This window comes from Staphylococcus roterodami, assembly GCA_022493055.1.
GTDB classification, from domain to species: domain Bacteria; phylum Bacillota; class Bacilli; order Staphylococcales; family Staphylococcaceae; genus Staphylococcus; species Staphylococcus singaporensis.
The window spans coordinates 953,891-966,154 of record CP092781.1 but is presented as its reverse complement, the minus strand read 5'-3'; the positions used below and the strand labels follow the sequence as shown (position 1 = coordinate 966,154).

Sequence of the window (12,264 nt, the reverse complement as noted above, 5' to 3'; positions counted from 1 at the left end):
TTTTAAATTTATTCATGCAATTTTTTGTATTAAAAACACCGTGTTAAAGTAAACTATACAACTTAATTTCAGGGAATTTCTCTTCGAACCAACGTGTTGCAAATTCATTTTCAAATAAGAATACTAACTCGTCATATCTATCTTTCACTAAAATTGATCTTGAAGTATTCATCTTATCTGTAATTTTATCTTCATTTTCAATCCATCGTGCAATTTTACGACCAACTGGCTCCATAACAACATCAACATTATATTCATTTTTCATTCGATGTTCGAAAACTTCAAATTGTAATTGACCAACAGCACCTAGAATAATTTGGTTTGTGTGTAATGTTTTATAGTATTGAATCGCACCTTCTTGTACTAATTGTTCAATTCCTTTATGGAAATGCTTCTGTTTCATAACGTTTTTAGCAGAAACTTTCATAAAAATTTCTGGTGTAAATTGTGGTAAATCTTGGAAACTATATGTTTGTTTACCACCAACTAATGTGTCACCAATCTGATAATTACCTGTATCATAAAGACCTATAATATCACCAGCAACAGCATGGTTAACTGTTTCTTTATCATCGGCCATAAATGATGTTGAACGTGTTATCTTTTGCTTTTTATTAGTACGTTGCAATGTGACATCCATGCCTCTCTCAAATGCACCACTAACTACTCGCATAAATGCAATTCTATCACGGTGTTTAGGATCCATATTAGCTTGAATTTTGAAAATAAATCCTGAAAATGCATCATCGAAAGGACTTACTTCAATCTCTTCTTTAGTTTGTCGTGCATTTGGCATAGGTGCAAAATCAACATATGCGTTTAAGAAGTTTTGTACACCAAAATTCGCTAGTGCAGAACCAAAGAATACAGGTGTTAAATCACCATTTAATAATGCATCATTATCAAATGCTTCTCCAGCTTCTTCGACTAACATTAATTCTTCGATTGCTTGCTCAAAAGCACTATCATTTGTAATGGTATGATCTTCTTCCAATTCATAGTCGTCATTTAAATGCAAAATATTTTCTTCATCTCTAAATGGTTCGATTGTTTTTGATTTTCTATCAATAATGCCGAAAAAGTTTTGTCCCATACCAATAGGCCAATTCATCGGGTAAGTTTCGATATTTAATGTTTCTTCAATTTCATCTAATAATTCAAACGGTTCTTTACCGACACGATCTAATTTATTAATGAATGTGAAAATTGGAATACCACGCATTTTACAAACTTTAAATAGTTTTAATGTTTGGGGTTCAATACCTTTTGCACAGTCAATAACCATGACGGCACTGTCAACTGCCATTAACGTACGATACGTATCTTCTGAAAAGTCTTCGTGTCCCGGTGTATCTAAAATATTTATTTTATAGTCATCATAGTCAAATTGCATGACTGAACTTGTTACTGAGATACCACGTTCTTGTTCAACTTTCATCCAGTCACTCGTTGCAAATTTCCCAGTCTTTTTACCCTTAACAGTCCCTGCTTCACGAATTGCACCACTAAAATATAATAATTTTTCAGTTAATGTTGTTTTACCAGCATCGGGATGTGAAATAATCGCAAAAGTCTTTCTAGACTCAACTTCTTGCTTTAAATTCATTATTTTTTCTCCTTTTTATATGTTTCTATCCAATCTGTCATTTGTAATGCAATCATTTCAGCTTCTTCTTCCTCTTTAAAAACAAATAATTGCATGAGCAATGTTTCAATACATGTATCTCGATCAATTATCTCTGCCGTTTCTAATTGATAAGACCAAAACCAATCAGGTACAACAATGATTATCTGGTCATTGTTTGGCTCAAATATATAAACATTAATGGATTTACCTTCATCAATGAGCGACTTATTGATCAACAGGGCCACCACCGAACTTTTTGTAAGCTGCTTCAAGGCCAATTAAATCATCTCGATGTGGCACCTTAATATGCCCTGGCATGATTTGATATGGTTCTCTTCCTTTTGATGCTAAAACGACAGTGTCCCCCGGCTCAGCTATGTCAATTGCATGCTTTATACCTTCTGCGCGATCATCAAATTCAATATAATTTTGATGTGTTGCACCTTTGGCTAATTCTGCCGTTAACATTTTCGGGTCATCATTAGCAGGATTATCTGGTGTAAAAATAACATAATCTGCTCGACAAGCAACACGTCCCATTTCAGGCGTTTTGGTTAAATCACGTTCTCCCGCCATACCAACTAAAAATATTAATTTTTGTTTTACAAATGGCTGCACTGCATCAATTAATTTATTCATACCATCCGCGGTATGAGCATAGTCAATAATTAAATCAATAGGTAAAGAAGGATCTAATACTTCTAATCGCCCTTCAACAGGTTCTAAATTTTCAACAGCTTTAATAATCGTCTCTAATGGCGTACCTTTACTCCATACAGCTATTATCGCAGCCATTATATTTGAAATGTTAAATTTACCAACATATGGGGACTTTACTGGGTACGTTCCAAAAGGCGTTACAAAATCAAAGCTGACACCTTGTAATGATTCATGGATATTTTTAGCCATGAACTGTGCCTCATTATCAATTCCATAACTAAACACTTCATAAGGTGTTACTGTTCTTAAATACTCAGAAAATGAATCGTCATTATTTAACACAACATACTTTTCTTTCGAAAGGTCTTCACCTAATTGACTAAATAAAAGTGATTTAGCATGTCCATAGGCTTCCATTGTGCCATGAAAATCTAAATGGTCTTGTGTTAAATTCGAAAATATTGCAACATCAAATTCTACGCCTCTTAAACGTCCTAATACTAAACCATGACTCGATACTTCTAATGTCATGGATTCAGCACCTGCATCAACTGCTTCTTTTATTTTCTTAGTTAAAGAAACTGTCTCAGGCGTTGTATTTGCACCTTTTGTCTTTGTTTCATTAATTTGGAAACCATTTGTTCCTAAATATGCACTATTTTTTTGTAACTTTCTTTGAATTAAATGAATCATTGTAGCAATAGATGTTTTACCATTTGTTCCTGTTACACCATAAGTTACCAATTGATGACTAGGATATTCAAATAATGTATGAGCTAGAATGCTAGCTGCTCTTAATGTATCAGGTACAACCACTTGTGTAACATTTGCTGGAAGGGATTGTTCTTTATTAACTACTACTAATGTGCATCCTTGTTCAACAACATTTTTACAAAACTTATGACTGTCAACAGTATATCCAACAGATGCTACAAATATACTTCCTTTTCTCGCTGTACGTGAATCAGTTGTAATATCATCTATCTGTTGTTCTAAAGTACCCAAAACACGTTTTACTTTAATTTTTTCAAACAACGTACTTGCATTCAAACTGAACCGCTCCTTTTTTTACAATATGTTTATTATACACGTTTTACTGAGGTTAATAAATTTATAATTTTTTCACATATAAAATTCATCAATCAATATTTTTACTTTCTTCTATTATATAATGAATTTCAAAAGTCCTTTTTGTTTATTCAATGTATTAAAATGATGAAACACCATACATATAGGGCATATTATCAATCATTTCCATAATTGTTTCAAAAAATATGCTATAATTGTTTACTGGATAATTTTAAATATACAAATAAAACATCTAACAATATATTTCTTTATGATATAAGGTTTTATTCTGTATGATATCATCCAATGATAAAAACACTATAATTGTAACGAGTTTGTGTCTTTATTCCTTTTATAATGCTATAAAATAAGTTACACTTAAATAAAATTTTCAAACTAACGGAGGGTGGCTATTGATGGTTACTCAAAATAAAAAGATATTGATTATTACTGGCTCGTTCGGTAACGGTCATATGCAAGTTACTCAAAGTATCGTTAATCAACTTAATGATATGAATTTAGACCATTTAAGCGTTATCGAGCACGATTTATTTATGGAAGCTCATCCAATTTTGACTTCTATTTGCAAAAAATGGTATATCAATAGCTTTAAATATTTTAGAAATATGTATAAAGGGTTTTATTACAGCCGCCCAGATAAATTAGATAAATGTTTTTACAAATATTATGGCCTTAACAAACTAATAAATTTATTGATAAAAGAAAAGCCAGATTTAATTTTGTTGACGTTCCCTACTCCAGTCATGTCAGTTTTGACTGAACAATTTAATATCAATATTCCAGTCGCAACAGTAATGACAGATTATCGCTTACATAAAAACTGGATTACGCCACATTCAACGAGATATTACGTTGCAACCAAAGAAACGAAACAAGACTTTGTAAATGTAGGTATAGATCCTACTTCAATCAAAGTAACCGGTATTCCAATTGATAACAAATTTGAAATGCCAATAAATCAAAAGCAATGGTTATCTAAAAGCAATTTAGATCCTGAAAAGCAAACAATTTTAATGTCTGCTGGAGCCTTTGGTGTATCTAAAGGCTTTGACACGATGATAACTGATATTTTAACTAAAAGTGCGAATGCACAAGTAGTTATGATCTGTGGTAAAAGCAAAGAGTTGAAACGTTCTCTTTCAGCTAAATTTAAGACAAATGATAATGTATTAATCTTAGGTTATACCAAACATATGAACGAATGGATGGCATCGAGTCAACTCATGATTACAAAACCAGGAGGCATTACAATAACAGAGGGCTTCGCTCGCTGTATTCCAATGATTTTCCTAAATCCAGCACCTGGTCAAGAACTTGAAAATGCCCTCTACTTTGAAGAAAAAGGATTTGGCAAAATAGCAAATACACCAGAAGAAGCAATAAAGATTGTAGCACATTTAACGAATGGTAATGACCAGCTTTCCCAAATGATTAATACAATGGAGCAAGATAAAATTGAGTATGCTACACAAAAAATTTGTAATGATTTACTCGATTTAATTGGTCATTCATCACAACCACAAGAAATTTATGGAAAGGTACCTTTATATGCAAGATTCTTCGTTAAATAACTATGCTAACCATAAAAATTTTGTTTTAATGCTTATAATCTTATTTTTAATGGAATTTGCTAGAGGTATGTATATATTAAGTTATATTAACTTCTTACCTACTGTTACATCAATCGCTGTAGCAATTACATCTCTAGCTTTTTCAATACATTTTATTGCTGATGCATCAACCAATTTTGTCATAGGATTTTTACTCAAAAAATTTGGGACAAAAATAGTCTTAACATCTGGGTTTGTCTTAGCATTTACAAGTCTATTTTTAGTTATTTGGTTCCCAGCTTCTCCATTTGTAATCATATTTAGTGCAATGATGCTGGGTGTTGCCGTTAGCCCTATTTGGGTAATCATGTTATCAAGCGTTGAAGAAAATAAGCGCGGCAAGCAAATGGGTTATGTATACTTTTCATGGTTGTTGGGTCTTTTAGTAGGTATGGTGTTTATGAATCTACTTATCAAAGTGCACCCAACTCGCTTCGCCTTTATGATGGCGTTAGTTGTTTTAATGGCTTGGGTTTTATATTATTTTGTCGATGTGAAGTTAACAAACTATAATACCCGTCCAGTTAAAGCACAATTGAGACAAATTGTTGATGTGACCAAGCGTCATTTATTGTTGTTCCCTGGTATTCTATTGCAAGGCGCAGCAATTGCAGCCCTAGTTCCAATTTTGCCAACATATGCAACAAAAGTGATAAAAGTAAGTACTATAGAATACACTGTCGCAATCATTATTGGTGGTGTCGGCTGTGCGGTATCAATGCTATTTTTATCTAAACTTATAGATAACCGTAGCAGAAACTTTATGTATGGTGTTATACTGAGCGGTTTCATTTTATATATGATCTTAATTTTCACTCTATCGGTGATTGTTAATATTCATATTGTCTGGATTATCGCTTTAGCTATCGGTCTAATGTATGGTATCTTATTACCAGCATGGAATACCTTTATGGCACGCTTTATAAAATCAGATGAACAAGAAGAAACTTGGGGTGTTTTTAACAGCATTCAAGGATTCGGTTCAATGATTGGGCCATTATTTGGCGGATTAATTACACAATTTACCAACAATTTAAATAATACATTTTATTTCTCGGCTTTAATCTTTTTAGTCCTAGCTATATTTTATGGTAGCTACTTTATAGCAAATCGAGAAAAAGCTAAATAAGGTTAAAACTTATTTTAAAATAAAGAAAATGGTCATTTTTATTACATTCAATAAAAATGACCATTTTCTTATTAACACGATATAACACTATCTCGTGTAATGTTAGCAATACTATTACGTTACTTAAGCTAATTTAAACGTTTCAATAACTTTCCATTTATCTTCGTCATCGTCAAAACGTAACAAAGTTAATTCATCGATAATTTCTTTATGGTCTACCCCAGCTAACGCTACTTGACCAAAAATATCTTCGAATTCTTGGCTAGATAGTCCTTGTGCTATTGTAAAGTGTGGCACAAAAACATGTTCAGCTTCACCATAGAAATCTTCTCCATTAAAGCGATTAAACAATTCTTCTAAGTCGTCCGTTTTCGCAACTTTAAAGTAAATCACATTGTTCGTTGGTTTGAAGCTAGAAGCTTTTGTAGCATGTACTTCTACTGCTGGAATACCATTAATACGAGCTCTAACCTGTTCAATGACAGAATCTAAATCACCATCTTCAATTTCAAATGGCGCTTTAATTGTCACATGTGGTTTAATTCGTGAATACTGTTTATCATATCTTTTACGGTAAGAATCCACCGCTTCTTGAAATGACTTTGATGGAATTAATGCTAATCCTAAAATCATCTGAATTCCTCCTTTGTTTAACCTATTGCTATTATATCAAATTTCTTTGAAAACCGTTACATTAAAAATAAATCATTATACATCTTTTGCAAATTAGACAAATTTAAATTTAATTAATCAGTTAAATCTTTTATAAATATATTTAACTATAGCATTTACATCAATAATGAGTATCCAACATATTACTCATATAGTTGATCATTAGTTCTTTTACTTTGCAGTGTGTCAATAGTAAAACAAAAATTTCTTTAAAAAAATTTAAAATCGCGTAATTAAATCACAGTACTTAATAAATTATAAAAGTTACAATTATATTTATCTGAAAACACAAAAAAACTTAAATAACTTCATATCTAATTATACAGACAATATACAATTTTTATACATTGAACGCTTCCGCACTCACGATAAATCGTTCGCTTAGACCAATGCATATTTACTGATGAGTTCTTTCAGAACATAATCAATAAATATGCATTCACAAAAAGATTAGCGATACGCTTGAATGACTTCCTCACTCGTTAAATAATTCAATACTGCACGCGGTCTTGTATTTATTCTTTCCACAGCTTTATATAATGCATCATCAGAAATATCTTTAAAATCTGTACCTTTCGGAAAATATTGACGTAACAAGCCATTCACATTTTCAATCGAACCTCTTTGACCAGGGCAACCAGGGTCACTAAAATACACACGACAATTAAGTTCGCTTTCTAACAATAAGTAATTAGAAAATTCTTTACCTCTATCTACAGTAATTGTTTTTGGGCTTAAATCACGCATTAATTCAACAATCGCATCACATACACTTTTTGAACATCTTGAATCTAACCGACAAGCATACAAATACCTTGTTTTACGTTCTATAATTGTAACCAAACAAGCAAGAGAAGGACGCTTACTTAAAATCGTATCAATTTCATAATGCCCATATTCTTTACGCTCATTTACGAAATGTGGGCCGATACATGATTGCACGATCGCCTACTTTAATTTTACCGCGCTTCTCTGTAGATTTATTATATTTTTTACCACCTTGCCTTAAATCTTTTTTAACATATTTGACCAAACCTTCACGTATATAACGATATATAGTAGGATAGCTTATATATACACCAATATCCTTCTCAATTCTTTCAGCTATCTGTCTTGGTGACCATTGACATGCTAATTTCTCTTCAATATATACTTTAGATTTTTCATCTAATTTTCGAGATTTCTCTTTATGTTCTTCAGAATGATTATAAGTTACCGAAGCATATTCTTGTGCTAAAACAGGGTCATAAACATCATCAAATGTATATCGCTTTAATTCATTTAAAATCACTGAATAATCTCTATCCAATAATCTAGCTATATCTGCAATAGGAACACCATCATAAAGATATTTCGCAATAGCTAAACGTGTAGTTAAATCTACAGGACGTCGTTTTCTTCGCTTTTTAGCCATTTTTCATCTTCTCCTTTACATTTTTAAACATCGTTTATAAAATATAATAGAAGAAGATGTTAAAAGAAAGCAACTCCCAAACTGACAAATCGATTTAGGGAGTTGCTTTTGTCTATTCTTTTAAATTCTCTTCTTTATAATCTGGTTTATTTTCTTTCATAAATTTCTTGGGCTTCGCGTTATAATCTTCTTCATACTTTCCTGTTGTTTCATTTTTACGATATAGACTAGTCCATAAAGTATCGCTATCCTTCAAAGACTTATAAGTCAACGCAATAACTTTACCTTCGTTATAAACATAAATATTACTTTTATCACGCTTAAACTCTAATGTATCTTTTAATTGAGATTCTTTACTACTTTTATTCTCTAATTTAGAAACTTCCTCAATTTCTTTATCATATTTTTTACCACATGCAATTAAAGCTGTAGATATTACTAAAATCAATGTTATCAATAAAAATCGCTTTGTCATGATATAATCATCTCCTTTTTATTGAATTATATCATTATTTTATAAATTATCCACGCCCATTTTTTTGTAAATTAAAACGCTGTACATCATTAATTAACCATTTATCATTTGTACGCACCATATCAAGTTGTACAGATGTTTTACGGTTCTCAACTTCCTTTTGCCCCTCAGTATCAATACGCTCATTAAACTGCACAAATACTTTATAATTATCATGCTTAGGGTCATACTGATCAAAATAGACATGAATATCACTTACTGTTACATCGTCGAAAATACTAAACTTCTCTCTGTTATCACTAAACAACATATCATAATATTTTTCTGTTACTAATGGCTTAATTGATTTAGCTTTTTGTTTAAATGACGACCCTTTTTTTAACGTAAATAGCTCTGTTGTAAATGCTTGTGCTGTCTCACGTATTTGTTTTTCTTCCTCCGCAATCACTGTCTTAGATTGACGTTTTACACGTTGATGTAATGCCTTATTCGTATCTTTTTCTTGTTGTAATGATTGTTTTAATTCACTCACATGATTCTTTTCTTTTTGAACTTGTTGCTTCGTTGTTTGTGTACCTAAAAAATAAGCACTCACTGTTAAAACTGTCACAATCACAAAGCCAATAATCTTTAATTTCATCGTTATCTACTCCTTATCATGAATAAAGCTAATACCAGATTCTACTTTCATTTCTCTTTGCGATACGATATAAGGTCCTTTAATATTCATTTCTGTCACAGTAAATGTTTTATCATCTTTCACATCAATCACAACAGCTACATGTCCTGTTACTGGCGGTGCACCACCAGCACCAGGCTCGGCGATCATTAACGCACCTACAGCGGGTTTACTATTCACTTTATAACCTTCCTCTTTAGCTCTATCATTCCAAAATTGCGCATGAAACCAATACGTCGATATCGGTTTTCCCATTTTTTGACGAATACCATAGGCATACCATGTACATTGACCCGCTGTATATAAATTACCTTTACCTGCATCTGAATTACTCCATTTTAGCAATTTACCACTAAAATTAATATCTTTACCACCAGTAGACTTACATACAGCGCCATCACCATCACTTAATTTTTTCATCATTGATTTTACCGTTGGTATCCATTGCTTATTCATATTATTCGGGTCATTCGATGCACCTACAGGCGCATATTTAGGCCCAATTTTCTCTGGTGTCGTTAATCCTTCTTTAATATAAACATCATATAAATTCTTTGCGCCAGCTTCAAGTCCAGCTTCAATTGTTGGATACGTAGAATCATGAATCGACTTTGTACCCATCACAGATAAGGGATTCTTTTGACGCGTCGCATTTTCTCCTTTACCCCAACCAGATTCACTCGCAATAATCGCCATAAATAAATTTTCAGGTATTTTATGCTTTTTCGCAATTTTTACAATCACTTTCCCTTTACCTTCTAATGCGCCACCTTTCGCATTTTGTTCAAATACCGCAATACCTTTATCTTTAACATCACCACCCACACATGACATATCACCATCTGTTTGTTTGTTTTCCTCTGGACTAAATACAAACATCAATATCACAGGGAACAAGAAAAACAACACACAAAACAATATCAGACCAATTTTTAATAATCTAAATTTAATGCCAATCGGCGTTTGTTTCATCACTTCTTTTACAACAGTCTTTTTATTTACCATGTTTATTAATATCCTTTTGTTTTTTCAATCGATCAAGAATATGTTTTGTTTGTGAATTGCGTTTAAATGTCGGCTCATTTGTATGTGAACGTGGTTGATAGGGATTATTTTCTCCAGTCTGTATATGACGTTTTTCAATATCTTTATCATAAGAAGATTGAACATCTTGATTAAACGATTGACTGCGTCTTGACAATTCTTTTGGCGGTTGAGATAAATAAGTAGGGCTAAATGATTCTGTTTGCAGGTTACGTTTAATTTCTTTTTTATGTTTTACATCACGATACATACCATCATCTTGTGCGATTCGTTTAGATTTAGTATAACCTGATGGTTTTGAATAAGATGGTTTCGAATAACTAACTACACCTACATTAGGAGCGCCATGCATCTCTTCTTGTTGATTACGTCGCTTAATTTCTTTCGGATTATTCATTGAAATAGGCGTATCTGGTTGTTGATTTCGCTTTGGATTATTATCATTGTTATTTAACATCGGTGGTTCTGGATTATCAAGTTGATTTTTACGTTTATTCTTTTTATCTTCCGCTTGTGCTTGACGACGTTTATTAAATTCATCTTGTCCTTTACGTATTACCTCTGCACCTAATTTTTGAGGTGATAAACTTAAATTACCACGTGTCACAAAATCAATGATTTCACTACGCTTTTTATACAAAACAAATAAAATAATCATTAGGAATATCACATTTAAAAAATAAGCTTGTTGGCTTTCTGGTTTCACAAATGCATTCGCGATATCAATTGAGAAACCAATCACCACAAATAAAAATGTCATACAGGCACTTAAAATAATATACCCTAATGTACGTGCTAATGCTTTGAATACTGATATTTCAAAACCAGGGATAAAACTAATAAGCCAACTAAACACTAAAAATAAGAATAAAATGAGCGCAAAAGCTGAAAAGATAACTTTCGCAAAACTAATCGATAAAAATATAATAGATAAAGCTATCGTAATAATCAATGTAAACATCGCAATACCTAGTTGCCCAAATACATGGGTTTGTTTCATTGAGGTATTATCATATTTTTTAACCTCATCACCAACTTTTCTTTCAACTTCTTTTTCTGTCTTTTCATCTTTCACTTTGATATTTAAAATATCATCAATACGATTTTTACCTTTTTGCTTAATTTTCTCCTCGTTAACTGTGCCATAATTCATAATGAGATAAGGCTTATACAACGCCATATCAAAATATTGATTACGTATCTTGTTAATGCCTGAATTTTCATTTACATAATCAATATCACCATTAATAGAACTTGTACTATTCATAATGACATTATTTAAACCTTTACCAACATTATTTGTACCTTTAATCACAAAGCTGGCATTCGCAAGTACACCCACACCAAAACCAATTAAACAAAAGATTAAAAAACCACGTTTTAATGCTTCATGCATATTACCTTTAACTGAAAAAACAATAAACGCATTTAAACAAATCACAATAAACAAAGTCATCACAATATTACTTAACAATTTTTGATAAATATCACCGACAAATTGACCGACTTTATCCGCAAAATCGTTTAATACATCAAGCTGATATAAATTCTCTATCGCATAATCAGTAATACTTACAATCAACTTGTCAATTTCAAAAAAGAAATTCGTTACATTATTAACTGTTTCTGCGACCTCATCTTTACCAAATGGATTCCAATCTTCATCTTTTTGAAACCATACACGATAACGTTCTAAATCTATATCACCATCAGCTTTATCATCCACTTTATACTTTTCAATCTTCGCATCTACCGCATTCGTTGGTTTTCCTACTGGATTAGCGACGGCATCAGCCGTTGCCCCTGTTATTAAAAACAAAGGCAAAATTAAAAAGCATAAAAGATATAAACTTTTACGCTTCATT

At 31.9% G+C, this 12,264-nt stretch carries 12 protein-coding genes; 2 read left to right on the top strand and 10 right to left on the bottom strand.

The genetic code is table 11. From position 1 onward, the window contains the following. Positions 1-43 precede the first annotated feature (43 nt). Genes ML436_04805 through ML436_04795 form a run of 3 tightly spaced genes read right to left on the bottom strand, consistent with a single transcriptional unit; the run spans position 44 to position 3,337 of the window. Positions 44-1,606, bottom strand: coding sequence for a peptide chain release factor 3 (locus ML436_04805; protein ID UMT79057.1), 1,563 nt, complete (start codon positions 1,604-1,606; stop codon positions 44-46). Beyond that, on the bottom strand, positions 1,606-1,863 hold the full coding sequence (locus ML436_04800) for a YueH family protein (protein UMT79056.1): 258 nt from the start codon (positions 1,861-1,863) through the stop codon (positions 1,606-1,608). Before ML436_04800 ends, ML436_04805 begins: the two co-directional genes overlap by 1 nt. Next, a complete protein-coding gene (locus ML436_04795) occupies positions 1,853-3,337 on the bottom strand; it encodes a UDP-N-acetylmuramoyl-L-alanyl-D-glutamate--L-lysine ligase (protein UMT79055.1) in 1,485 nt (494 codons plus the stop codon). The genes ML436_04800 and ML436_04795 overlap by 11 nt, the downstream gene beginning before the upstream one ends. Positions 3,338-3,771: 434 nt before the next feature. Between ML436_04795 and ML436_04790 the strand changes: the two genes are divergently transcribed. Together ML436_04790 and ML436_04785 are read left to right on the top strand one after the other, a co-directional pair. Then, positions 3,772-4,947, top strand: a complete 1,176-nt coding sequence (locus ML436_04790) for a diglucosyl diacylglycerol synthase (GenBank protein ID UMT79054.1) — start codon at positions 3,772-3,774, stop codon at positions 4,945-4,947. After that, entirely contained in the window at positions 4,925-6,115 is a 1,191-nt protein-coding gene (locus ML436_04785) for an MFS transporter (GenBank protein ID UMT79053.1), read from the top strand. Before ML436_04790 ends, ML436_04785 begins: the two co-directional genes overlap by 23 nt. Before the next feature lie 123 nt (positions 6,116-6,238). Here ML436_04785 and ML436_04780 read toward each other — a convergent pair whose 3' ends face one another. From ML436_04780 to ML436_04750, 7 genes are all read right to left on the bottom strand, one after another. After that, positions 6,239-6,748, bottom strand: a complete 510-nt coding sequence (locus ML436_04780) for a YjcG family protein (protein UMT79052.1) — start codon at positions 6,746-6,748, stop codon at positions 6,239-6,241. A gap of 489 nt (positions 6,749-7,237) precedes the next feature. After that, on the bottom strand, positions 7,238-7,729 hold the full coding sequence (locus tag ML436_04775) for an IS30 family transposase (protein UMT79051.1): 492 nt from the start codon (positions 7,727-7,729) through the stop codon (positions 7,238-7,240). After that, on the bottom strand, positions 7,695-8,201 hold the full coding sequence (locus ML436_04770) for a helix-turn-helix domain-containing protein (GenBank protein UMT79050.1): 507 nt from the start codon (positions 8,199-8,201) through the stop codon (positions 7,695-7,697). The genes ML436_04775 and ML436_04770 overlap by 35 nt, the downstream gene beginning before the upstream one ends. 112 nt (positions 8,202-8,313) lie before the next feature. Next, positions 8,314-8,676 (bottom strand): DUF4467 domain-containing protein, encoded by a 363-nt coding sequence (locus ML436_04765; GenBank protein UMT79049.1) that lies wholly within the window; start codon positions 8,674-8,676, stop codon positions 8,314-8,316. A 46-nt stretch (positions 8,677-8,722) separates the two neighbouring features. Beyond that, the gene (locus tag ML436_04760) at positions 8,723-9,316 is read right to left on the bottom strand and encodes a hypothetical protein (GenBank protein UMT79048.1); all 594 of its coding nucleotides are present in this window, start codon (positions 9,314-9,316) and stop codon (positions 8,723-8,725) included. A gap of 6 nt (positions 9,317-9,322) precedes the next feature. Further along, positions 9,323-10,360 carry a CHAP domain-containing protein gene (locus ML436_04755; protein ID UMT79047.1) on the bottom strand — a complete coding sequence of 346 codons (1,038 nt, stop codon included), beginning with the start codon at positions 10,358-10,360 and terminating at the stop codon, positions 9,323-9,325. Then, complete coding sequence (locus tag ML436_04750; protein UMT79046.1) at positions 10,350-12,263, bottom strand: hypothetical protein; 1,914 nt, start codon at positions 12,261-12,263, stop codon at positions 10,350-10,352. Before ML436_04750 ends, ML436_04755 begins: the two co-directional genes overlap by 11 nt. Between the last annotated feature and the right edge of the window lies 1 nt (position 12,264).